The organism is Nostoc sp. (assembly GCF_036917575.1).
Taxonomy (GTDB): Bacteria; Cyanobacteriota; Cyanobacteriia; order Cyanobacteriales; family Nostocaceae; genus Nostoc.
Window position 1 is genome coordinate 58,779 of sequence record NZ_JBALDC010000085.1, and the last position, 25,588, is coordinate 84,366.

16 protein-coding genes and 2 pseudogenes are annotated in these 25,588 nt (G+C 41.9%); 8 read left to right on the forward strand and 10 right to left on the reverse strand.

Translation table 11 applies throughout. The features are described from left to right. Positions 1 to 14 precede the first annotated feature (14 nt). From V7K79_RS25115 to V7K79_RS25125, 3 genes are read right to left on the reverse strand one after another with little or no spacing between them, the layout of a single operon-like run. On the reverse strand, positions 15 to 173 hold the full coding sequence (locus V7K79_RS25115; RefSeq protein ID WP_335051500.1) for a hypothetical protein: 159 nt from the start codon (positions 171 to 173) through the stop codon (positions 15 to 17). Further along, a complete protein-coding gene (locus tag V7K79_RS25120; RefSeq protein WP_335051502.1) occupies positions 154 to 417 on the reverse strand; it encodes a type II toxin-antitoxin system RelE family toxin in 264 nt (87 codons plus the stop codon). The genes V7K79_RS25115 and V7K79_RS25120 overlap by 20 nt, the downstream gene beginning before the upstream one ends. Then, positions 417 to 662 (reverse strand): hypothetical protein, encoded by a 246-nt coding sequence (locus V7K79_RS25125; RefSeq protein WP_335051504.1) that lies wholly within the window; start codon positions 660 to 662, stop codon positions 417 to 419. Before V7K79_RS25125 ends, V7K79_RS25120 begins: the two co-directional genes overlap by 1 nt. Positions 663 to 1,321: 659 nt before the next feature. Here V7K79_RS25125 and V7K79_RS25130 point away from each other — a divergent pair. The 4 genes from V7K79_RS25130 (at position 1,322) to V7K79_RS25145 (ending at position 4,372) form a co-directional block, all read left to right on the forward strand. Then, positions 1,322 to 1,717, forward strand: a complete 396-nt coding sequence (locus V7K79_RS25130; protein ID WP_335051506.1) for a hypothetical protein — start codon at positions 1,322 to 1,324, stop codon at positions 1,715 to 1,717. Between the two features lie 359 nt (positions 1,718 to 2,076). After that, the gene (locus tag V7K79_RS25135; protein ID WP_335051646.1) at positions 2,077 to 2,835 is read left to right on the forward strand and encodes an ATP-binding cassette domain-containing protein; all 759 of its coding nucleotides are present in this window, start codon (positions 2,077 to 2,079) and stop codon (positions 2,833 to 2,835) included. Then, entirely contained in the window at positions 2,832 to 3,464 is a 633-nt protein-coding gene (locus V7K79_RS25140) for an ABC transporter permease (RefSeq protein WP_335051508.1), read from the forward strand. The genes V7K79_RS25135 and V7K79_RS25140 overlap by 4 nt, the downstream gene beginning before the upstream one ends. Next, positions 3,464 to 4,372: a glycine betaine ABC transporter substrate-binding protein gene (locus V7K79_RS25145; RefSeq protein ID WP_335051510.1), complete on the forward strand. Its 909-nt coding sequence runs from the start codon at positions 3,464 to 3,466 to the stop codon at positions 4,370 to 4,372. The genes V7K79_RS25140 and V7K79_RS25145 overlap by 1 nt, the downstream gene beginning before the upstream one ends. Positions 4,373 to 4,467: 95 nt before the next feature. On the opposite strand, the pseudogene V7K79_RS25150 reads toward V7K79_RS25145, so the two are convergent. The 3 genes and pseudogenes from V7K79_RS25150 to V7K79_RS25160 all read right to left on the reverse strand — a co-directional run. After that, a pseudogene (locus V7K79_RS25150) lies at positions 4,468 to 4,665 on the reverse strand (Uma2 family endonuclease); the annotation flags it as partial. Between the two features lie 51 nt (positions 4,666 to 4,716). After that, positions 4,717 to 7,674 (reverse strand): calcium-binding protein, encoded by a 2,958-nt coding sequence (locus V7K79_RS25155; RefSeq protein WP_335051512.1) that lies wholly within the window; start codon positions 7,672 to 7,674, stop codon positions 4,717 to 4,719. 137 nt (positions 7,675 to 7,811) lie between these two features. After that, positions 7,812 to 10,781 (reverse strand): annotated as a pseudogene (locus V7K79_RS25160) (beta strand repeat-containing protein); the annotation flags it as partial. A gap of 568 nt (positions 10,782 to 11,349) precedes the next feature. Between V7K79_RS25160 and ggt the strand changes: the two are divergent. Continuing rightward, on the forward strand, positions 11,350 to 13,188 hold the full coding sequence (gene ggt, locus V7K79_RS25165; protein WP_335051516.1) for a gamma-glutamyltransferase: 1,839 nt from the start codon (positions 11,350 to 11,352) through the stop codon (positions 13,186 to 13,188). Positions 13,189 to 13,233: 45 nt separating this feature from the next. Here ggt and V7K79_RS25170 read toward each other — a convergent pair whose 3' ends face one another. Further along, entirely contained in the window at positions 13,234 to 13,497 is a 264-nt protein-coding gene (locus tag V7K79_RS25170) for a hypothetical protein (RefSeq protein WP_335051518.1), read from the reverse strand. A 616-nt stretch (positions 13,498 to 14,113) separates the two neighbouring features. Here V7K79_RS25170 and V7K79_RS25175 point away from each other — a divergent pair. Beyond that, on the forward strand, positions 14,114 to 19,756 hold the full coding sequence (locus tag V7K79_RS25175) for a PAS domain S-box protein (protein WP_335051520.1): 5,643 nt from the start codon (positions 14,114 to 14,116) through the stop codon (positions 19,754 to 19,756). A 308-nt stretch (positions 19,757 to 20,064) separates the two neighbouring features. On the opposite strand, the gene V7K79_RS25180 is transcribed toward V7K79_RS25175, so the two are convergent. The 3 genes from V7K79_RS25180 to V7K79_RS25190 form a co-directional block, all read right to left on the reverse strand. Further along, the gene (locus V7K79_RS25180; protein WP_335051522.1) at positions 20,065 to 21,711 is read right to left on the reverse strand and encodes an ABC1 kinase family protein; all 1,647 of its coding nucleotides are present in this window, start codon (positions 21,709 to 21,711) and stop codon (positions 20,065 to 20,067) included. A gap of 32 nt (positions 21,712 to 21,743) precedes the next feature. Further along, positions 21,744 to 22,040 carry a membrane protein insertion efficiency factor YidD gene (yidD, locus tag V7K79_RS25185; RefSeq protein WP_335051523.1) on the reverse strand — a complete coding sequence of 99 codons (297 nt, stop codon included), beginning with the start codon at positions 22,038 to 22,040 and terminating at the stop codon, positions 21,744 to 21,746. Between the two features lie 78 nt (positions 22,041 to 22,118). Beyond that, the gene (locus V7K79_RS25190) at positions 22,119 to 23,183 is read right to left on the reverse strand and encodes a mannose-1-phosphate guanylyltransferase (RefSeq protein ID WP_335051524.1); all 1,065 of its coding nucleotides are present in this window, start codon (positions 23,181 to 23,183) and stop codon (positions 22,119 to 22,121) included. Between the two features lie 115 nt (positions 23,184 to 23,298). Between V7K79_RS25190 and V7K79_RS25195 the strand changes: the two genes are divergently transcribed. Continuing rightward, positions 23,299 to 24,819: an LCP family protein gene (locus V7K79_RS25195; RefSeq protein ID WP_335051526.1), complete on the forward strand. Its 1,521-nt coding sequence runs from the start codon at positions 23,299 to 23,301 to the stop codon at positions 24,817 to 24,819. Positions 24,820 to 24,904: 85 nt separating this feature from the next. Then, positions 24,905 to 25,411: a pentapeptide repeat-containing protein gene (locus V7K79_RS25200; protein WP_335051528.1), complete on the forward strand. Its 507-nt coding sequence runs from the start codon at positions 24,905 to 24,907 to the stop codon at positions 25,409 to 25,411. Positions 25,412 to 25,588 lie beyond the last annotated feature (177 nt).

Consider the following 25,588-nt stretch of genomic DNA (forward strand, 5'->3'; position numbering starts at 1 on the left):
CAGTTCGTTACACATCACCTATTTATGGTAGTCATAAAATCATCACAGAAATTGTCTAGACTGTCGATGAGCGATCGCCAGGGGTTATCTTTGGCAATGAGAGCGATCGCGTTTGGGCAAAAAGCGATCGCGTTGAGGTTGAGCATCTCAAAACTAATTTTTTCTATAAACATCTTTCCGATGCTTGCACTGCAAAATTTGTATGAGTTGACTTTCATCATCAATCTCATAACGAACTCTATAATCACCAATACGGATACGATACTCGTTATCAAAACCTTTTAACTTGACAATTCCATCGGGACGCGGTTCTGAAGCAAGATTTTGGATTTTTTCAATAACACGCTCAACAAGATCATTTGGTAAGTTGTCAATCTGCTTTTGTACCGACTTTGAAATAATGACCGCATAACTCATTATCTCTGCTCTAAGCGGTTAGCAAGATATTCATCTATAGTCACTGACTCACCATTCCTATACTCAGCGCGAACTGCTTGAATTTCGGCCAGTGTATCTGCATTGTCTTCGTACAACGCTTCTTCGGCTTCAAAAATTTGTTGCTCAATTAGCTCTTGAAGTTGACGTTTTTCTGTTAAATCAAGGGAAGATATTGCTTCTGCTAAAGTTTCTAAGGAGAGTTGTAATTTAACAATGGCTGGCATTTATTCTCCTATTGGGTGTATTCTTTCGCATTTTGACACCATTATGCTAATTTTAACACTCATATTTTTGTCAACCCAAAAGTCTTTGGGTTGTGTTTCAGGACAAATGCATCTAAACTTCAGACTTGTGGGGTACAACGCAGCAATTGGATTTGCCTAACTTGCGATTGCGATCGCCTATATCGGTCTTTCCTACAGCAGAATACTAAGCGATCGCTTAAGCTGCTTTGCATCTACGCACTCCCCAACAAACTGAAGCGGTCTAACTTGTAACGAGAGTGGTTTCAGTCGCAATGGGAGTGGTCTAACTCGTAACAGGAGTGGTTTCAGTCGCAATAGGAGTGGTCTAACTCATGACGGGAGCGGTTTCACTCGTGACGGAAGTGGTTTCAGTCGCGATGGGAGCGGTCTAACTCATGACGGGAGCGGTCTAACTCATGACGGGAGCGGTTTCACTTGTGACAGAAGTGGTCTTACTCGTGACGGGAGTGGTCTCACTTTTGCTTTTTTACATTATTAATTAAATTCTGAAAATAAATACCGAAAAATTACCGATATGACCTGAAAATTTTCTAAGCAAAAACTGCGAGTTCTGCTGAACCGGAACGCAGTTTAATTAAGCCAAGCTAGCTCTAACAGCATTTTAAAGGAGTAATTTTATGTCTCGTCAAAAACGTACATCCCGCATTCTAGAAAAAGCTCAGTTAAGGTCGGCTGGACTGAAATCGATTGTTCCAAACATCAAATTTGATGAAAATTATAATCTGGAAAAACTAATTGAGTCAATTGAGCAGTTACGCAACAAACTTGATGTTTATAATACTGCTCTGTCTGTGGTTGACTCTTCTAAAACGGAAATTGAAGAGATGGAAAAAAACTTGAGTCAGCTTTCTGAAAAGATGCTGATGGTAGTTGCGATCAAATACGGCAAAGACAGCCGCGAGTATGAGATGGCGGGTGGTGTTCGCAATAGCGATCGCATCCGCAAAATTAGGTCGAGTCGCTTGAAAAATGTTGCAGAACAAACATCTGATGAAGATGCTAAAACTGCATAAAATGCCGGATAAGGTAAGAGACGCGATGAATCCCCGTCTCTACAAAAGACTGATTATTGTAGAGACGGTGATTTATCGCATTTTTGAGAAATCTGAAAGAAACTGTTTCCGAAGTACCACCTACGACTTTAGAGTGTTGAAATATAGCTGTAGTCACATAGGCTAGGACATTTTGAAAAGATGAATGCTAATAATAGTAATAGTTCTACCTCCTACCTCCTGCCTCCTGCCTTCTGCCCCCTGCCTCCTACCTCCTGCCTCGCCCCCTGCTATACGTGTTGAGGAAAAGCAAATTGGGCGTTAGCACCCTAGCAAAATCAGCACATAATACAATAGCTAGTGTCCAGCAAAAGCCACTCATGCCGCAAAATAACCAAACCGCCGTCGAATTCCGTGATGTCACCTTTAGCCGCAACCATCGCTCATTGGTGTCAAATCTCAATTTCACCATCTGCCAAGGAGAAGCACTGGTATTACTTGGGCGCAGTGGTAGCGGCAAAACCACGACAATGAAGTTAATTAATCGCCTATTTACACCAACACAAGGTGAAGTTTTATTTAATGGCATTCCTACAACTCAATGGGATGCAATTAAACTGCGGCGAAAAATTGGTTATGTCATTCAAGAAACTGGTTTATTTCCCCATTTTACTGTTGAACGCAATGTGGGTTTAGTCCCATCTTTAGAAGGTTGGCAATCTAAACAAATAAAAACGCGGGTTCATGAATTGTTGCAATTGGTAGGCTTAGAACCAGCACAATTCGCGGGACGTTACCCACACGAACTTTCGGGAGGACAAAGGCAAAGAGTCGGTGTAGCTAGGGCTTTAGCAGCAGATCCGCCTGTGTTATTGATGGATGAACCCTTTGGCGCACTCGATCCAATTACGCGCCTAGAACTGCAACAAGAGTTTCGATATTTGCAGCAAGAGTTAGGTAAAACTGTTGTGTTTGTCACCCACGATATTCAAGAAGCCTTGGTTTTGGCATCGAGAATTGGTTTAATGTCTGGCGGAGAATTGGTAGTATTGGGGACGAAAGATGAATTTATGCGATCGCAACATCCAGAAAGCCTCGCCTTTCTGCAATGTCTGCGTTCTTTGCAAGATACTTTATGAAAAATTTCTTCCTGGTTAAGTATGCCCCAGAAATTCTTCAGCATACTCTAGAACACCTATTTTTAGTAGGTATTGCTATCGGAATTGCCATACTTATAGGTATTCCATTAGGTATTTTAATCACACGTAAAACATATCTCCGCCAACCAATTCTCGGCATAGCGAATATTTTCCAAACTATTCCTAGTTTGGCCCTATTTGGCTTACTTATTCCTGTTCCGATAATTGGCGGAATTGGAGCAGTCCCAGCAATTCTCGCCCTGATTGTATATTCTTTGCTGCCGATAATTCGTAACACTTACACAGGTATTACTAGCATCGATCCAGCAATTCGGGAAGCTGGGAGAGGCATGGGAATGACAGATAGACAATTGTTACTGCAAGTTGAGATTCCCTTAGCAATGGGAGTAATTTTGGCAGGAGTGCGAGTTGCAACGGTAATTGCCATAGGTATTGCAACTATTGCCGCAGCAATTGGGGCTGGTGGTTTGGGAGTGTTTATTTTTCGCGGCATATCAGTAGTAAACGATCAGTTAATTTTAGCTGGTGCAGTTCCAGCAGCAATAATTGCATTACTAGCTGACTTTGCAATTGGCTGGATGGAGAATAAATTAAAAATTAAAAATTAATGAAAAGATTTTTCACGCTTTGCTTGTTAAGTTTTGCCTTGTTATGGTTAACCGCTAGTTGTACGTCGAATTTAAATAGTAATAATAATGCTAATATTATTGTTGCTTCCAAAGATTTTACCGAACAAGATATTTTAGGTGAACTATTAGCACAGCAAATCGAGGCAACAACTAATTTAAAAGTGGAGCGTCGTTTCCATTTGGGTGGTTCTTTCATCTGTCATAGTGCTATTACCTCTGGAAAAATTGATGCGTATATTGAGTACACAGGCACAGCTTTTACTGGAATTTTAAAGCAAAAAGCAGTTAATGACCCTAAAGAAGTTTATCAGAAGTTAAAACAACTTTATGCGCAGCAATTTAATTTAGAAGTGATGCCCAGCTTGGGTTTTGAAAATACTTTTGCGATGATTATTCGGGGTGCAGATGCCAAGCGTAACAATATTCAAACTCTCTCTCAAGTTTCTCAATATACACCTCAGTGGCGCGGCGGTTTTGGCTATGAATTTTTGGAAAGGGAAGATGGTTTTCCAGGATTAGCTAAAACCTACGGGTTACTTTTTGCTAAACCTCCCCAAATTATGGACTTGGGTTTAGTATATCGTGCTCTAATTCAAAAACAAGTAGATATGGTAGCGGGTAGTTCCACAGATGGGCAGATTTCCCGCTTGGATGTAGTGGTACTAAAAGATGATAAAAAATATTTTCCTCCTTATGAAGCTGTGCCAATTGTTCGGCAAGAGATTTTAAAAAAATATCCTGAATTAAGAACAGCGATCGCATCACTTGCAGGTAAGATTTCGGCAGATGAAATGCGACATTTAAACTATTTAGTTGAGGGAGAATTACGTGCTGTTAAAGATGTTGTTCAGGAGTTTCGGAAATCGAAGGGATTAGGTTTTTCTTAAGGATAAGTAAATAATGGCGTGGCATAACTAAACGCTAAGAGCAAACAAGCCAGCAAACTTGTCCAAAGCAGTGGCTCCCCAACCTACAAATTATCCGCCAGTAAACTCGCATCTCTTCCATGCTCTGGTAGCGGTGTCATCAGCAAAATCTCTCCTCTGCGATATTTAATGCGAGGTGAGGAGCGATCGCCTAGTTGCTGACTTAATGCTTGATAGTCTTTCCAGTTTCCCAAAAGCTTCAACACCGCGCCAGGTGGTAACTCAATTCTTTCTGGTGTAATTACGGTATCCATAATTAGCTCACATTTTAGATATTGGCGATCGCATTACATCGAGGATAATGATTAAACAACCACAAAATTGTTGTTCGTTATTGACAACCCAGGAGATAATCCGGCAAATTGTACCTGAGTAAATGCGCCTGCACTACCATCCTGATCAAAGAACAATGCACCTGTAGTAGAGTTATAAATAAATCGCTGGCTACTAGTGGTCGCAGATTCTCCAAGTGTAAACTGACTTGCTTGAAGTACACCTGCTGATAAACCGCCACCAAAACCAGCAGCCGACACCTGAATTAGTTCATTCGGTTCATTATTGGCACCGAAGTCACGTATCAAATCAAGACCTTCATCGAAACTATTGAAAACAAAGGTATCAATGCCACCTTCCCCAAACAGCCGATCATTACCTTTGCCACCGATGAGAATAGCATCGCCATCACCGCCAGTGAGGGTATCATCACCATTGCCACCTATGACCGTGTTATTACCTGAGGCAAAAGACGCTATCAGGGAATCATTACCATCGCCCCCATCTAACAGATTATTGCCTGTTGAACTGTCAACATTTAGTGTATCGTTACCAACACCACCGTTGAAGGTGTTATTACCAGAGGTAGTGTAAGAATCGGTATATAGATAATCATTACCATCGCCCCCATCTAATAGATTATTCTCTGCTGAACCGTCAATAAACAATGTATCGTTACCAGCACCACCGTTGAGGGTGTTATTGCCAGAGGCGCTACTTCCAATATAAGTTCCGAATTCGTCGTAAATAATACTCTGGGCCTGTAAAGAATCATTGCCATCGCCTCCATTGAGGAAGTGATTTCCTGTTGAAAAACTAATATCCAATAAATCTTCGCCAGCGCCGCCATCTATTGTATCGTTGCCATTGCCTGAGCGGAGCGTATCATTACCATTGCTTCCGACTAGATAATCATCGTAGTCTGTACCTGTGATATTTAATTGTTCGATAAACTTATAGCTAAACACTGTTGTGTCCGCCGTTGAAGAAATTACTCCAATGTTAGTAGTCGGATTGAAAGTCGAAGTAATTCCGGTGGTAGCACTGCTATAACTCAAAGACAAGGTGTCGTTACCTGTTCCCCCGTCTACTGTTTGAGTCACTAACGTAGATAAAGAGTAGAAATTTAAAGAATCATCGCCATTCCCGCCATTGAGGGTGTTATTGCCATCGCCACCATCGAGAGTATCATTGCCATTGCCACCATTAAGAATATCATTGCCATCGCCACCTCTTAAAATGTCATTGCCACTTAAGCCTTCAATAATGTCATCACCCCCTTGACCATTGATGACATCATTGGAATTGTCAAATCCACTAACATTGTTGTCGAGGTCATTTAGGAAGGTGACTGTATTTTTTTTAAAGACAGTGCTTTGGGTGGAGTTAGCATCAAAGACATCAAAGCTGTCGGTGATGCTAGTTTGCCCAGAAAACAGAATATTGCCCAAATCTACGGTGGCTCCAGTAGATAAACTTAGGTTATCCAGGTTGGATAGGGCAAAGTTTTCCAGGATGAATCTGGTATCATCATACCCTTGAAAGCTGATTGACAAACTTGTGCCATTCTGGGTGAGAAGCAAATTGTCGGCAGTGAAGCCATTATTGTCCTGGAATATTAGAGTATCCACTTCGGCTATGACTGCTGCTGTGGGTTTTATTCCTTCACCTACTCCAGTAAAATCGGTGATTGTATGAGTGCCAGTACTAATCGTGTGGATGTGTCTATCAATATCAGTTGTGTCATAGCTTAAGCCTTTGTAAACAAATTTATCCTTACCACCGCCGCCTGTGAGGCTATCTTTACCACCGTTGAGGGTGTTATTACCAGTGGTTAGAGTATCATTGCCATCGCCCCCAGAAAGGAGGTTATTGCCAGATGAGCGAGAGTCGAAGTAGAAGTAATAGCCATAACCTTGGTAAGCATAGCCAGAGATATCTAGAAAATCATTGCCATCGCCTCCAAAAAGCAGGTTATCACCATTTGAACCACTAGCGCTCAAGGTATCATCACCAGCACCACCGTTGAGGGTATTATTGCCATGTGAACGAGAGTTATGCGATGAGGACTCTTCACGCTTATCACTCCCAGAGATGGAGAGAGAATCATTGCCATCGCCTCCATCTAAGAGGTTATCCCCAAATGAACCGCTAGCATCCAAAGAGTCGTCACCAACACCACCGTTGAGAGTATTATTGCCATGTGAGCGATCATCAACACTTCTTTCTTGATAGCTGAGGTACGTGTAGTTGCCAGAGGCGAAGAGAGAATCATTGCCATCGCCACCATTAAGCAGATTATTACCTGAGGGAAAGTCAGCATCTAAAAAGTCGTCACCAACACCACCGTTGAGGGTATTATTGCCTGCACTACCTCTTAAAAGGTCATTGCCACTTAAGCCTTGAATAATGTCATCGCCCCCTTGACCATTGATCACATCATTGGAATTGTCAAATCCACTAACATTGTTGTCTAGGTCGTTTAGGAAGGTGACTGTGTTTTTTTTAAATACAGTGCTTTGGGTGGAGTTAGCATCGAAAACATCAAAGCTGTCGGTGATCGTAGTTTGCCCATAAAACAGAATATTGCCTGAATTTACAGTCGCTCCAGTAGATAAGCTTAGGTTATCCAAATTTTCCAGGGCAAAGTTTTCCAGAATGAATCTGGTATCACCATACCCTTGAAAGCTGATTTCCAGATTATTGCCATTCTGGGTAAGGAGCAAGTTTTGTGCAGTGAAGTCACTATAGTAGTTACTAAAGTTCTGGAAACTTAGGGTATCCACTTCTGCAATGACTGCTGCTGTTGGGTTTGTTCCTTTACCTACTCCACCGAAATCGGTGATCGTATTAATGTCGTTTGAGGCGCTGTCAAAAAATATATCATTGCTACCGCCACCAGTTAGAGTGTCGTAGTAATCGTGGAAATTGTAGTCATTTGTAGCGCCCTTTAGGGTATCCTTCCCGTTGGTTCCAATGATAATTGCCATAAGTTTTTCCTGATTGAATCAATATTTTGGAGTAACTTTAGTTGTCAATAATCGAGTTAGTGCTGTTTGAGCGCACAAATAGTATGCTAAAAGTTAAAGCTTTGGGCAGACTTTATTCAATTACATTGAGGATAAGATTAAACAACCACAAAATTGTTGTTCGTTAGTGACAACCCAGGAGATAATCCGGCAAATTGTACCTGAGTAAATGCGCCTGCACTACCATCCTGATCAAAGAACAATGCACCTGTAGTAGAGTTATAAATAAATCGCTGGCTACTAGTGGTCGCAGATTCTCCAAGTGTAAACTGACTTGCTTGAAGTACACCTGCTGATAAACCGCCACCAAAACCAGCAGCCGACACCTGAATTAGTTCATTCGGTTCATTATTGGCACCGAAGTCACGTATCAAATCAAGACCTTCATCGAAACTATTGAAAACAAAGGTATCAATGCCACCTTCCCCAAACAGCCGATCATTACCCTTGCCACCGATGATGATCGCATCACCACTGCCACCTCTGAGGGTATCATCACCACTGCCACCTTCGAGGGTGTTATTACCAATGGCACCAGAGGCTATCAGGGAATCATTACCATCGCCCCCATTTAATATGTTGGCACTTGAACCGTAAACATCCAATGTATCGTCACCAACACCACCGATGAGGGTGTTATTACCTGAGGTATTAATGGCTCTCAGAGAATCATTACCATCGCCCCCATCTAATAGATTATCGTCTGCTGAACCGTAAATATCTAATGTATCGTTACCAGCACCACCGTTGAGGGTGTTATCGCCAGAGGCACTACTTCCAACGTAATTTCCGAATTCGTCGTAAATATTACTCTGGGCCTGTAAAGAATCATTGCCATCACCTCCATTAAGCAGGTGATTTCCTTTTGAAAAACTAATATCTAATAAATCTTCACCAGCACCGCCATCTATTGTATCGTTGCCATTGCCTGAGCGGAGCGTATCATTACCAGTGCTTCCGACTAGATAATCATTGTAGTTTGTACCTGTGATATTTAATTGTTCGATAAACTTATAGCTAAACACTGTTGTGTCTGGTGTCGTCGAAATTACTGTAATATTAGTAGTCGGATCAAAAGTCGCAGTAATTCCGGTGGTAGCACTGCTATAACTCAAAGACAAAAAGTCGTTACCTGTTCCCCCATCTACTGTTTGAGTCACTAAGGTAGATAGGGAGGTGAAATTTAAAAAATCATCGCCATCGCCACCATTGAGGGTGTTATTGCCATCGCCACCATCAAGAGTATCATTGCCATCGCCACCGTTGAGAGTATCATTGCCATCGCCACCCCTCAAAATGTCACTGCCACTTAAGCCTTCAATAATGTCATTACCCCCTTGAGCATTGATCACATCATTTGAATTGTCAAATCCACTAACATTGTTGTCGAGGTCGTTTAGGAAGGTGACTGTGTTTTTTTTAAAGACAGTGCTTTGGGTGGAGTTAGCATCGAAGACATCAAAGCTGTCGGTGATGCCAGTTTGCCCAGAAAACAGAATATTACCCAAATCCACGCTGGCTCCAGTAGATAAGCTTAGGTTATCCAAGTTTTCCAGGGCAAAGTTTTCCAGAATGAATCTGGTATCACCATACCCTTGAAAGCTGATTTCCAGATTGTTGCCATTCTGGGTGAGAAGCAAATTGTTGGCAGTGAAACCACTATTGTCCTGGAATATCAGAGTATCGACTTCGGCAATGACTGCTGCTGTGGGGTTTATTCCTTCACCTACTCCAGTAAAATCGGTGATAGTAGTAGTGCCATTATTAATCGTGTCGTCGCCTGTGTAAGTATTAGTCCTGTCTTTGCTTAAGCCTTTGTAAACAAATTTATCCTTACCACCGCCGCCTGTAAGGCTATCATCGCCATTACCGCCTGTAAGGCTATCATCGCCATTACCACCGTTGAGTGTGTTATTACCAGTAGCACCAGAGGCTGTTAGAGTATCATTGCCATCGCCGCCAGAAAGCAGGTTCTTGCCAGATGAGCGAGAGTTGTAGCTGTAGTCCAAATTTCGGTAAATATAGCCATAGATGTCTAGAAAATCATTGCCATCGCCTCCAAAAAGCAGGTTATCACCTGATGAACCACTAGCGCTCAAGGTATCATCACCCGCACCACCGTTGAGGGTGTTATCGCCATCTGAGCGAGAGTTATACGCTGTGTACTCCGCACTTGTTTGCCTCCCAGAGATGGAAAGAGAATCATTGCCATCGCCTCCAAAAAGCAGGTTATCGCCTAATGAACCGCTAGCATCCAAAGAGTCGTCACCAACACTACCGTTGAGGGTATTATTGCCTAAAGAGCGATCGTCGACTTCTTTGCCGAAATAGCTGAAGTAGGCGTTGCTGCCAGAGGCGAAGAGAGAATCATTGCCATCGCCACCATTAAGCAGATTATTGCCTGAGGGGAAGTCAGCATCCAAAGAATCGTCACCAACACCACCATTGAGGGTATTATTGCCCGCACCACCTCTCAAAATATCATTGCCACTTAAACCTTGAATAATGTCATCACCCCCTTGACCATTGATGACATCATTTGAATTGTCAAAGCCACTAACATTGTTGTCTAGATCGTTTAGGAAGGTGACTGTGTTTTTTTTAAATACAGTGCTTTGGGTGGAGTTAGCATCGAAGACATCAAAGCTGTCGGTGATCGTAGTTTGCCCAGAAAACAGAATATTGCCCAAATCCACGCTGGCTCCAGTGGATTTGCTGAGGTTATCCAGGTTTTCTAGGGCAAAGTTTTCTAAAATGATTTTGTCAAAGCTAGACCTTTGAGAGTTGATTTCCAGGTTGTTACCATTCTGGGTAAGGAGCAAGTTTTGGGCAGTGAAGCCAGTATAGTTTTGGAAATTTAGGGTATCGACTTCAGCAGTCATTGCTGCTGTGGGGTTTGTTCCTTTATCTACTCCACTAAAATCGGTGATCGTATTAATGAAGTTTGAGTCGTCATCAAAAAAAAATATATCTTTGCCACCGCCACCAGTTAGGGTATCGTAGAAATCGTTGTAATCTAAAGCGCCCCGTAGGGTGTCGTTACCGCTGGTTCCAATGATAATTGCCATAAGTTTTTCCTGATTGAATCAATATTTTGGAGTAACTTTAGTTGTCAATAATCGAGTTAGTGCTGTTTGATGGCACAAATAATGTACCAAAAGTTGAAGCTTTCAGCATACTTTATTCAGTCTTTAGATAGAGGCGCAAATTGTTAATTAAAAATTTCCTCTTTAATTCACTTGCAAACATTACTTATCTCAGTATTGAAGACTATTTAAGTCTTAAGCACTGTACAAAATTTAATTGGTTTGTCAATGCATAAGTCTTACCCTGTTCAAAATAGGCAACACTTGAGACAGCATAAAACAGGAAATCTTTCTTATGCATTCGTTGTCAGCGATTCCCCTGGAATTTCTATCTGGAAAATAGGAAACATCAAAATAACCCTACAATAAGTAAATACCGAATATTTACTTAGATGTCTATCTTTTTTAAAAATCTTTGCATACTCTTCATATTTGTAATCATTCTAATGGGGGTAGGAGAGTGATGCCCACGGCGGCAAGCTACGCAAACAATAGTAATCAAAATCTGATAAATTAAGTACGCTAAGATACTAAAAATGTATAAGATTTTATGAAAAATGGTATAAAAAAGCTTACTGTCATTAAAGCCAAGCCAGTTGTGATACCTGCGGCGCGCGTAGCGATCGCAGTTTTTTCTTTCACCCTGCTTGTTTATAGCCAAGTCGCCTCGGCTGCTTTAACTTTACCCCTACACAGCAAAAAAGGAATGGTGGTTTCAGCCCATCCCCTAGCAAGTGAGGCGGGAATTTCGATGTTACGCAAAGGTGGTAACGCAGTGGATGCAGCCGTAGCCACAACCTTTGCACTTTCTGTAGTTGAGCCTTTTTCAGCCGGAATCGGCGGCGGCGGATTTTTGCTGCTGCACTCTGAGAAAACTGGCGAGATGAAAGCCCTAGATTTCCGGGAACGCGCACCCCTGAAAGCTACAAGAAATATGTATCTTGACGCTCAAGGAAAGGTGCGTCCGAATGCAAGTATCAATGGTTATTTGGCAGTAGGAACACCAGGAACAGTGGCGGGACTTTATGAAGTGCATCGTCGTTATGGTAAACTTTCTTGGCAAGAGGTGATGAAACCTGCGATCGCACTCGCTAAAGATGGCTTTATTCTTGGCAATGTGCTAACTCAGAGGCTCAACCAGCGCCAGCAAGCAATTCTCAATAATCCCGCAGCGCAGGAAATTTTCACTCACAACGGCAAGTTTTATCAACCAGGGGAGAAACTGGTGCAGCGTGATTTGGCACGCACCTTAACAGCAATTACCGAAAATCCCCAAAGTTTTTACACCGGAAGCATTGCTCAGGCGATCGCTTCTGATATGGTAAAAAATGGTGGTTTAATTACTCTCGAAGACTTGAAAGCCTACAAACCAATCTGGCGCACTCCCGTTTGTGGCAACTTTCGCAAAGCTAAAATTTGCTCAATGCCACCACCTTCATCAGGAGGGGTTCATCTATTGCAGATTTTAAATATTATTGGTGATACCGATTTGAAATCTTTGGGATGGCATCATCCCGATGCTATACATTTAATGGTAGAAGCAATGAAAATTGCTTATGCCGATCGCTCAGAATATTTAGGCGATCCTGATTTTGTCAAAGTCCCTGTACAAGAACTACTTAGTCCAGCTTACGCTAAAAAACGTCGTCAAGAGATTAATATGCAAATGGCTCGACCCTCGACCGAGGTCAAGCCAGTAGATAAAGAGATACTACAACGTTTTAGTCAAGCTAATACTCAGAAACGGGGAGAAAATATCATTCCATCATCCCTTCAGTCTCTACAAACAAACGCAAGTCGGCATGAATCCCCCCAGACTACTCATCTTACAGTTGTAGATGAACAACGCAACGCTGTAAGTCTAACTTTTACGATTAACCTTGGTTTTGGTGCTGGTGTAGTGACACCGGGAACTGGAATTGTTCTCAACAATGAGATGGATGATTTTGCTTCTGCACCAGGAGTGCCTAATGCCTTTGGTTTGGTTGGTAACGATGCCAACAGCATTGCACCCCGTAAAACTCCCCTATCCAGCATGACTCCCACAATTGTCACAGAAAATGGTCATTTCCGTATGGCAGCAGGTGCGCCTGGTGGTAGCACAATCATCACCCAGGTTTTGCAAGTGATCCTGAATGTGTTGGAATACAACATGGATGTTGGTGCGGCTGTTTCTGTTCCACGCATACATCATCAATGGCTTCCAGATGAGTTGCGTGTTGAATCTTGGGGCTTGGATGCTTTGACTATGCAAGACTTACGCCGTCGAGGACACAAAATAAAGGAAACTGCTCCTTGGGGTAATGGTAACGCGATCGCTGTTACATCTGATGGAACTTTAGAAGGAGCCGCCGATCCTCGTGGTGAAGGTTCTCCCAGAGGTTTATAAGGGCGAGTAACAAACTGAAATCAAAGAATAACTAATGACCAATGACTACTGGTCTTGGATTGTTGACTCTGCGTAACTGCTGCTGCCAAACTCGTTTGCCCGTGCGCTAGGTACTAGTGTCCAACCTGCTTTCAGAAGTTTTTGATAAGTTGCCCAACCTTTAGAACCACCTGGTATTTGATAATCTGGGACTGTAAAATGTCCAAAAGCTGTGTAGGGACGCCAAGGTTGATTAGGTTCTGTCTGCAAATACAAAATTTTCTCTCCGTCGCCACCAGACTTAGATAACCAGCACATTTGTCGATGCATCGCAAACTCCTTTGCTTTTTAGATAATCGTGCATATTAGCTGATATTTGTCAAGCTAATTATCATTCTTGAGGATAATTTTTGCCTCATAGTTTAGACAAAATGTAATTAAGTTCTATCCACTGCAAGATAATTGCTTAACAACTCATAGCCTGGAAGACAGCTGCTAACGGGACATGAAGATAAACAGCTTTACCTCACTTTGTTTATCGGGTGAGATTTTTCTCATGTTATCCGCGTTTTTTGCGATCGTGTGTAACAATCACTACTGTTTTGACTGAGGCTCGCAATCAGATTATCAGACATTGAGTTAGAGATTCAATGAATGTATTGTTAGGCAAAGACTGGGAACGAGTCAAGCCTGATCAAGCTAGGTTTTTTGGACTTGTGTATACGCCGTAGTTTGGGATTCTTGGGATTTAATTAAGTAATGAAGCAAACATGATATAAACAGTTATCCTGTTTACCTACGACTTTTCCATACACTCTACACTGAAGTATGGTTGTAAACGACGATGATTTTATTTACAATCTGATGATAGAGCTTTGCTTTCTGATTTCATGTTCAGTTTTATTCAAGAAATTCTTCCTGATTGAAAATTAACTTATTAACTGATATGGATGCTCAAAAAATAAAAATTTTATTAGTTGATGACAACTTAGAGAATTTACATTTTTTATCAAACATCCTTCAACACCAAGGTTATCAGGTAGAAAGTGTCATTTTTGGGCAATTGGCAATCAACACGGTACTCGCTTCTTCCCCAGATTTACTTTTCCTAAATATTCTTATTATAGAGAGGGATGATTATGAAGCATGTCAATGTTTGAAAGCTAACGATAAAACTCAAGAGATTCCGATAATTTTTTTCGGAAATTCCGATGATTCCTTTGAAAAAATAAACGTTTTAAATTTAGGTGATGTTGACTATATCACTCAACCATTCCAAACTAAAGAAGTTTTATTACGCGTTCAAAATCAACTCACTATCCAAAGACTGAAAAAACAGTTAAAAGAAAAAAAAATCCAACTGCAACAAGAGATTAAAGAGCGTCAACGGATTACAGTTGAGTTAAATATTTGCAACAGACAAATAAAAGATATTTTTAAAGAAACTCCCATTAGTATTAGCAAAGCCTTTTATAAAGAAGTTTATCAAAGCGAACGCCTTGTAGTCGAAGCCGCCCTGAAGAAGAGTGAAAGTCAGTATCGGCTCCTGGTGGAGACATCCCAGGACATGATCTGGTCGGTAGACATTGATGGACTAATTACCTTTGTCAATCCAGCAGTCAAGCAAATTTATGGCTACGAACCTCAAGAAATGATCGGGCGTGCCTTGACTGATTTTATCTCACCTACACAAGTTGCTCAAGATAAAGTAACCTTTGAGGGTGTTCTTCAGGGAAAGTCTATCTTTCAGCATGAAACTACTTGTATAGCTAAAGACGATACCTTACTTTATTTAATGTTAAATGCGATCGCATTACGCAATGAAGAAGGTAAAGTTATAGGGATGACAGGTACTGCAAGTAATATTACACAGCGTCGAGGAGTAGAAAAATTACTCCAAGAAAGCGCGATTAAGCTTTGCAATCATAATCTCGTGCTAACACAATTGGCGCAAAATCAAACGCTTTATCAGGGTGATTTGAAAGCAGCTTTGGGTAAAATCACAGAAACAGCTGTCAAAACTATTGGCATGGAACGAGCTAGTGTGTGGTTGTATGACGAAACAAACATAAAAATCCAGTGTTTCGATCTATTTGAGGGCAGTTACAATCAACATAGCGAAGGACTTTTCTTGTCAGTTGGAGACTATCCAGTTTATTTTGCAGCTTTGCAGCAAGACCAACCAATCGCCGCAGATGATGCTTATACCGATCCCAGAACTAAAGAATTTTCTGAGTCTTACTCAAGATTAAACATTACCTCTATACTTTATACACCCGTTAGGCTGGAGGGAAAGACCGTAGGAGTTTTATGTCTGGAGGCAGTGGGAACTACTCATCATTGGACGTTAGAAGACCAAAATTTCGCTCGCTCTCTGGGTAATTTAGTATCCTTGGTATTGGAGGCAAAAGAACGCCAACGCGCAGAAGCAGCACGACGCGCTTCTGAAGAAAAGTTAGCGTCAGCTTTCCGGTCATCTTCCGACCCTATTGCCTTAATTACTCTTCCCAACAAACGTTACATTGAAGTAAACGACAGCTTTTGTCGGTTTTTTGGTTATTCTCGCTCTCAAGTGATTAATCGCACCGATGAAGAATTGCATATTTGGGTGAATCCAGAAGAATATAATTTTCTCACTAACATCCTGCAACAAACAAAAGTTATCCGCAACTATGAGATTGATGTCTGCACTTCAACAGGAGAAATTAGGACAACACTGTTGAGTGCAGAAATGATTGAGATTGATGGACAATGGTACGTACTCAAAACCGCAAAAGATATTACTGAACGCAAACAGGCAGAAAATGAAAGCCGTTTGTTACTGTTGACAACCCAAGCTATCACTCGCGCCAGTGATGTCAACAGCGCCTTAGCAGTGGTCTTGCGCTTAATTTGTCACACCATTGGCTGGGATTTTGGTGAAGCCTGGATACCTAATGAAGATGGAACTGTTTTAGAACACAGTTTAGGCTGGTACGGTGAAGATAGCAGTTTAGAAGAATTTTATGATCAAAGCCAAACTGTGAAATTTCCTCTGGGAGTGGGATTACCAGGAAGAGTTTGGCAGAGCCAAGAACCAGAATGGATAGAAGATGTTTCTAAAATTACACAACCAGTTTTCTGGCGATCGCCACAAGCCGCAAAGGTGGGATTAAAAGCTGGGTTTGGTGTTCCCATACTGGCTGGGAACCAAGTATTAGCTGTTTTAGTATTTTTTAAACGTAGTTCAGTATTAATAGATCAGCGTTTGCTCTTGCTAGTCAGTGCTGTTGCTGCTCAGTTGGGTGGGTTGATTGAGCGTAAAACCCTAGAACAAGAACTAGCACTTAGAGAAGCTCGTCTCAATGCCTTTTTTAGTAGTGCTCCCGTCGGCATGAATATTGTAGATAACCAGCTGCGATTTGTGCAGATCAACCAACTGCTAGCGGAAATTAATGGACTACCCCAGCAAGATCATATTGGCAAGACCATCCATGAAGTCTTACCCGACATCGCCCCTTTAATGGAACCAATTTATCAACAGGTTCTGATAAGTGGTCAACCCATTCTCAATCAAGAATTAAGCGGCGCATCAATTAAACAACCAGATATTATCCGCCACTTCTTAGCTTCTTATTTTCCGATTGTTGGTGAAGACGATCGCCCCTCTGGTGTCGGTACAGTTTTAGTAGAAATTAGCGAACTGCAAGCAGCGCTACGCGAACGCAAACACGTTGAACAAGAACTGCGTTTAGCCAACGAACGCTTACAACATCTGCTCACCTCTAGCCCTGTAGTCATTTATAGCAGCAAAACACCAGAGTATTTTAGCACTACTTTTATCAGTGAAAACGTTAAAGAAATGGTGGGCTACGAAGCGCAAGAATTTATCGATAACTCCAGTTTTTGGCTTTATCGCGTTCATCCACAAGATATTGAACTGATCTCAGAAAAATTTTCCCACTTTGTTGAGCAGGAGTACATTACTTACGAATACCGTTGGTTACACGGTGACGGAACTTATCACTGGTTCTATGAAAAGATAAGGTTAATTCGTGACGAAGCGAATTCCCCGATCGAATGGGTTGGTTATTGGGCAGACATTAACGATCGCAAATTGGCAGAACTAGCTTTGCAGTCAGGTCAACAACGATATCAACTACTAGCAGAAGCCTCACCAGCTTGTATATTTCATACTGATGTCGATGGCAATGTTTTATATTTTAATCAACGCTGGAGTGAAATTACTGGATGTAGTTTAGAAGGATCTCTGGGAACAGCTTGGGCAAATGCCGTACATCCAGACGACCGCGAACAGCTATTGTTGGCATGGAATCGAGCAACAGCCGCTAAGTCAAGCTATAAATACGAACATCGTTTCTTGCATGATGATAATACAGTCGTCTGGGTAATTTGTCATGCTTTGCCAGAATTTAAAGATAATGGAGAACTTAAAGGCTACATCGGTACAATTACAGATATTACCGAGAGAAAATTGGCAGAAGAAGCCTTGCGTGAGAGTGCAGAGCGAGAAAGAGCGATCGCTCAAGTGATTCAAAGAATGCGCCAAACATTGGATTTAGAAACGATATTTGCGGCTACAACCGAAGAATTACGCCAAGTACTCAACTGCGATCGGGTTGTTGTCTATCGTTTCAATCCCGACTGGAATGGCGAATTTGTTTCGGAATCGGTGGGTAACGGTTGGATTTCTCTCATAGAAGAACACAACAACGATCCTCATCTCACAGAAGGTGTCTTACAAGATGGGCGTTGCCTAGCGAAAATTTTCGATGGTGGGGATAACCAGGTGGAATATCCCGATCTGCAAGTAACCCCAGGTGCAAGTTTCATCTGTGTCCCAGACATTTACAACGCTGAGTTTCATCCTGCTTATATCAACCTCTTAGAGCGCTTTCAGGCCAAAGCATATATTATTGTTCCGATTTTACATGGTAGCCAGCTTTGGGGATTGCTGGCAAGCTATCAAAATTCCGATCCCCGCCAATGGAAACCAGGAGAAATCAACATCGTAGTTCAAATTGGTAATCAGTTGGGCGTTGCTTTACAGCAGGCACAATTGCTAGCGCAAACTCAAAGGCAGTCACAAGCATTGCAAGAAGCTGTGATCGTTGCTGATGCTGCTAACCGTGCTAAAAGCGAATTCCTCGCCAACATGAGTCACGAACTGCGTACCCCACTCAACGCCATTCTTGGTTTTACCCAAGTCATGAGCCACGATCGTGATTTATCGACTGAACATCAGCAAAATCTAGCAATCATCAATCGTGCTGGCGAACATCTTTTGAATTTAATCAACGACATTTTGGAAATGTCTAAAATTGAAGCCGGCAAAATAACCTTAAATCTCAACAGTTTTGACTTAATTCGCTTGTTGGAAAACCTCGAAGATATGTTGCGCTTCCGCTCCACCTCCAAAGGATTGGAATTAGTTTTTGAATATACATCTCACCTTCCCCAGTACATTCAAGTTGACGAAAGTAAACTGCGTCAAGTCTTGCTTAATCTCCTGGGAAATGCAATCAAATTTACCGATACTGGCAGGGTAACGCTGCGGGTGGGAGGCAGGGGAGCAGGGGAGCAGGGAATAATTAATCCCCAATCCCTAACCTTTGAGGTACAAGATACTGGCTGCGGTATTGCCCCACAAGAAATTGACTTGCTATTTGAAGCTTTTGGGCAAACTGAAACTGGAAGAAAATCGCAACAGGGAACAGGACTAGGTTTAGCAATTAGCCGCAAATACGTGCAACTAATGGGAGGAGATATTAGCGTCACCAGCACTATTGGTGAGGGAAGTAAATTTACTTTTGATATTCAATTTGGTTTAGCCGCAGCCAGCGAAATCCAGATTCAACAAACTAGACTCCAAGTTGTTAGTTTAGCGCTTGCTCAAAGTGAATACCGTATTTTAGTGGTTGATGACTCCACAGACAGCCGTTTAGTGCTAGTGAAAATTCTCACATCCATCGGTTTTGCAGTCCAGGAAGCAATAAATGGCATCGAAGCGATCGCGCTTTGGCAGACATGGCAACCACATCTAATCTTAATGGATATGCGGATGCCAATTATGGATGGCTACGAAGCCACAAAAGTTATTAAAACTAGAGAAGAAACCTCAATCCAAAATACTGGATCTCAAACCCCCAATTGGAAGACCATTATTATTGCCTTAACTGCTAATGCTTTTGAGGAACAACGAGAGGCAATAATCAAAGCGGGTTGTGATGATTATATTAACAAGCCTTTTCGTGAGGAACTATTACTAGAAAAGTTGAGCGAATATTTGGGAGTTCAATATATTTATCAAGAAGAAAGCTATCAGCTAACAAATTTACAGCAACAAAGACCAAAATCAATATTGACACTCACGGATTTAGTAAATCTATTATCTGAAATGCCGCCTGAATGGGTGAAACAGTTATACACTGCCGCAGCTCAATGTAGTGATGACCTGATTTTAGAATTGATTGAGCAAATCCCTTCCAAAAATGCTGTACTGCAAAATTTTATTAAGAATTTAGCTCATGATTTTCAGTTTGAGAAAATTATGGAATTGACGAGTATTGCAGGAGCATTATCTAGTTAATATAGCAAGGGACTGGGGACTGGGGACTGGGGACTGGGGACTGGGGACTGGGGACTGGGGACTGGGGACTGGGGACTGGGGACTGGGGACTGGGTGAAAAGTCTTGTTGTGTATAAGTTTTCTATCTGTTAATGTCCTAACCACGTTGACTGTTGTTATAACAATTGTGGCAAAAGCAGCAATGTAAATCGAGAAAACAGAATTCATTAAATAAATTTTAGATTTTAGACTTTGGCATGGGCGCTCAGTTAAGCGCTTTTTGCTTCAATTTAAAATCTAAAATTTAAAATTTAAAATTCAAAATGATTTTACCGTAAACGTCCCGATCGCAATGTACTAATAATTAACCACAAACCCAATAAACTAGCGACTGCAAACAGGGTGTTGCTTAAAAAAGACAGCTGAGTTGTCTGTGCTTTGGTGGAAATAATTGCCGCACCCATAATCAGCGAACCCACTAATATACTATAAGATAGTCGGTTAGCGGCATCGTCCATAGTGCGCCGTACACCATCTAATCCCCGCAGCGATAGATTCCACTGTAAGGTTTCTGAGGTAACACGGTCTAATAACAGTTCAATTTGGCGAGGAGATTGGAGAGACAGACTTTTAATATCTAAGGCTGTTCGTAATAGCGATCGCAATGGATTTTCGCCCAGCAATTGCCGACGAAACAAGTCTGTAATTAATGGTTTGATTTCATCAAAAAAATTAAGCTCCGGGTTGAATGTCCGCGCCACTCCTTCTAAATTTGCTAGGGTTTTGGCATACAAACCCATATTACTAGGCAACCTAATTTTATTGTTGCGGGCAACTTGTAAAACTTCATAAATTATCTGACTGAAGTTTATTTGCGTTAAGCTGACATTGTGATACTTTCGCAACATGCGATCGTAATCATTTTCTAACCGCGACAAAATTACTGGCTGGCCAGAATCTGATAGCTGTAAAGTTAACTGAGCGCACCTTTGAGCATCTAAATCAACGATCGCTAACAACATTTCCGTTAATATCTGCTGTGTACGGGGATCGAGTCTTCCCACCATCCCACAATCTAAGAGGGCAACCCGCCCATCTTTGAGATAAAACAAGTTTCCTGGATGGGGATCGGCGTGAAAAAAGCCATCAATGTATAGTTGCTGGAAAAATACCCGAAATAACAAAGTAGTTATTTCTTTACGCTTTTCGGCAGGATCTTTAACATTGGGGTCATTATCCAAATCCGCCGCCAAGAACGGTACCCCATTCAGCCATTCCATTACCAGTAATTTTGGTGTGGTCAATTCCCAGTTAATTTCCGCAACCACTATTTGTGTGGGATCGTACCAGCGACTTTTAGATAAGTTGCGCCGCAGTTGGTCTGTAAAACCCGCTTCCCGTGTAAAATCTAACTCGGCTTCTAAAGCTTTGGTAAATTCTTCGGCGATGGATTTGATTTCGTAGGTTTGCCCAAAATCAGTTCGCGCCACTAAATCGGCAATACCTTGAATTAAAGCAATATCTTGGGCAATAGTCAGATCAATTCCCGGACGTTGCACTTTCAGAGCGACTTCTCGACCGTCTGCTAATGTAGCTCGATGTGTCTGGGCAATTGATCCGGCTGCGACTGGGATCGGGTTAACTGTACTGAAGGTTTCTGCTAGTGGAAGTTTTAATTCTTTACGGAGGATTATTTCTATTTCTGACCAAGGAACTGGTGGTACTTCATCTTGTAGAGTTGACAATTCCTCAATGTAGGAGGCACTCAGTAAGTCAGGGCGGGTAGACATTAACTGACCAAGTTTGACGTAAACTGGACCCAAGTCTACCAGAATATTTTTTAAAACCGCAGGTGTCGGAAGTTGGGGTTCATCAGCTTTGGCACCAGTAAGTAACCTTCGCATATAGTCCCAGCCATTGCGAAGGAAGACTTCAAGGATTTCTCGTTGACGGGGAACAGTTTGGGTGAGAAACATTTTTGTAAAATAACTGCAAAAGGGCAGAGGAGTTAAAGAGGTAGGCAGCAGGGGATGACAATACAACGGAAATCAGCTCTAGTTTTGATGCTTGTTAAACTTTTGCTAGCTGCCGCACATTCTTGAAATCTTTTTAAGGATGATTGTACGGCTTGGTGGAGCTTCTGTTCGTTCAGCATCTGTTTGACATAGTTTGAGCAGGAATCCCCACCGTGTAATAAGCGATGGGAACAAGAAAATCCTTTGGACGGAGAAATATATTTTTGATAGGCAGTAATAGAATCGATTGCCATTGTCTTGGCCAGAGGCTCAAAGCTAATAATGTCCATAACTGTCAGATAAAATAATAGACTGTCAAGTTATAATGGGAAAACAGACTTTTTTGCCTCTGCCAAGGGTTTTAACTTTTATAGCAGGTCGCTAAATCGGGAATCGCTTTGGAGAATTTTAAGGATCTGCTTGATTTCCTGGGTACGTTCTTTTTTGACAACGAGGGTGACATTGCGATCGCGCACAATCACCACATCCTCTAAACCAATAGTAACAACTACATCCTCTGGATTTGAGGCATAAATAATCGCTCCCTGCGTATCTAAACCTACGTGCGTAGCGAGTTCCACATTGGGAGTCTCTTCTTTTTTCAGTAAACGTTCGATCGCATTCCAATCTCCTAAATCATCCCAACCAAAATCAACTGGCAAAACGTATGCTAGAGTTGTCTTTTCCATTAATGCATAGTCTATACTCTTCTTAGGTAACTGAGGATAGATATCAGGGCCATGTTGTTCTAAGGGTTCGATAATTTCTGGAGCATGGGTATGTAGTTCTTTGAGAACAACCCCCGCCCGAAAAACGAACATTCCACTATTCCAGCTAAAACGTCCTGTAGATAAAAAAGTTTCTGCCGTTTCCCGGTCGGGCTTTTCAGTAAAGCGGTTCACGTGATAAGCTGGCAACTCATTAAAGCTACCTATTTTTTCACCTTGTTCAATGTAGCCGTAACCTGTTGATGGAAAAGTAGGCTTGATCCCCAGTGTAACGATCGCTGCTGTGCTTGTTGCCAGTTGCGTAGCCGCATTTAATGTGTGTGCAAACGCCTCTTGGTCAGCAATCCAGTGGTCAGCAGGGAAAAAGCCAATAACAGCGTCTTCTCCATAGCGCTGTTTGATTTCTAAACTTGTCCAAGCAACAGCTGCTGCGGTGTCTCTGCCTTCCGACTCAATCAGTAAGTTTTCAACTGGTAAATCGGGTAGTTGTTGTTTTACCCCTTCAGCTATCTGACTAGAAGTGATAACCCACAAGGAATCCCATGCGCCACCGAGTTCAATCAATCGATCGGCGGTTGCTTGTAATAGACTTCTAGAGCTACCATCAAGACTTAAAAATTGCTTGGGTCGGTCTTTGCGGCTTAGAGGCCAAAAACGTTCACCTTTACCACCAGCTAGGATTACGGGGAACAATAAAGTATTCATGTTGTCATACACGCCTACCGAAGAACATTACAAGTTTACAGTGAGCTTTTCCACTGGCAATATTTGTAGCTTGGATTAACATACTTTTAGGGAGTGGTTGAGTGGGGAGATAATTGTGATAAAGCAAGTCGAATGGTCGGAAAATCCGGTTACGTCTCAACAAGTAGTAGAGTTTGAAAGTGACGTGCGATCGTCGCAACTTCAACGGGCAGAAAATCAAGTAACGCCAGCACCAGTAGCCGACTCAGAGGAGGAGGTTGAACTAAACCAGCCAGCGAATCCGAACCACCGTAGCGTCGTCGAATCTGTGGGCGCTATTCCCAATCAGCTTTCTGAGAGACTGGGCTTAACCATGCCTCGATGGCTGTTATGGTTTATGACGGTTGTCATTGGCATCATCTTATCTGGACTGCTGGTGTCAACATTAGCGCTGTGGACTCCTTTATGGAGCAATCTAGATCGAACAGATGACGATTTAGGAACTGCTGCTAAAGACGAAGTAAAAATCCCATTACCAGGGGAGTTATGGAGCAAACTCTCCCAGTACAAGCTTTCAAGACCGATGAATATTTTAATCATGGGGATTGAACCAGTCAGCGGTACTGTTGATGGCTCACCAGAAAGCTTTGCAGGAAAAAGTGACTCCATGTTACTGGTACGACTTAACCCTAGTGAAAAATCTGTAAGAGTGCTTTCCATTCCCAGAGATACAATGATCGCCATCCCCGAAAAGGGAGAAAAGGGATTAACTAAAGTATCTGATGCTAATGCCAAAGGCGGTCCAGTCTTAGCAGCACGGGTAGTCAGCCGTACCTTAAACAACGCTCCAATCGACCGTTACATCCGTATTTCTACTAGCGGCTTACGCCAGTTAGTCGATCAGTTAGGCGGAATAGAAGTCTTTGTTCCCCAATCAATGGAATATAAAGACTCCAGCACTCGGTTGTCGATTAATTTAGTCAGTGGCTGGCAAACCCTTAACGGCGAACAAGCAGAACAGTTTGCCCGATTCCGCGAACCAGGTTTGGGAGATTTACCGAGAGTCCAGCGTCAGCAAGCACTTGTAGCAGCGTTGCTACAACGCTTAAATAGTCCTACCGTCCTACCCAGGTTACCTCAATTAACTCGCTTGATGCGAAAATATTTTGATACCAACTTGAAGATGGAAGAAATGATGGCGTTGGTCAATTTCGGTCTTAACCTAGATCGAGATAATTTCCAAATGACTGTGTTGCCTGGTACGTTTAGCCGTTTTAGCAAAGACCCCGATAGCTATTGGCTGAATATGACTGGACAGCAGAACCTATTGAATGATTATGTTGGGGTAAATGTACCTGGTTTAAAGCCAGATATGCGTCAGGTTCCTAACCTCAAAATTGCTATTCAAAATGCTTCAAATCAACCTCAGCTAACTGAAAAAGTTATTGCTTATCTTAAACAGAAAGGCTTTAAGAATATTTACAAAGTGCCTGATTGGCCAGATACCCAACGTCAAACTCAGATTATTGTCCAAAAAGGCAACCGACAAGTTGGGGTTGATTTGCAAAAAGTCTTAGGCTTGGGTCAAATCGAGGTGGCTGCCATTGGTGATTTAGAATCCGATCTGACAATTCGCATTGGTAAAGATTGGAAATAGCTAAGAGTCATTAGTCATTAGTCATTAGTCATTGCTTAAATGACAAAGGACTAATGACAAAAGACTACTGACAAATAATAAAGTTATGAAAAAGATTTTACTGCGTTTTTTGGGTTTGATAGTGATTTTACTACTCGCTTTTGGGTGGATAATACTTAACCCCAAACCGGCTTTTGCTCAAATAAACACAATCAATTACAACAATATAAATTTAGAAAATCGTGACTTTTCTCATGCTGACTTGGCAGGTGTAACTTTTGTTGCAGCAGAAATGCGGGGGACAAATTTTAAAGCAGCAAATTTAACCAACGCAATTCTGACTAAAGGAGTTTTATTAAAGGCAAATTTGGAAGATGCGAACTTGAGCGGCGCTTTAGTCGATCGCGCTACTATGGATGGTGCTAACCTTAAAAATGCCATTTTTACAGAAGCCACTTTGACCCGTAGCCGCTTTTATGATGCTGATGTGACTGGCGCTGATTTTACCGATGCTTTAATTGATCGCTATCAAGTGTCGTTGCTGTGTGAAAGAGCCGATGGCGTAAATCCAGTTACGGGTGTGTCAACGCGAGATAGTTTGGGTTGTAGGTAAAAATCTCTGCGTTGAGCTTAAAAACAGAGACGTTTTAGCGAAAAGTAGAAAATCAAACTTCTTTATTAGGTTACGTATTATTAATTACTAATTTACTTTTGTTTTAATATTTTCTCAGAGGTAAAAATCTCAAAATCATAAGCAAACGCAAAATCAACTTAACTTTACTATTTAATC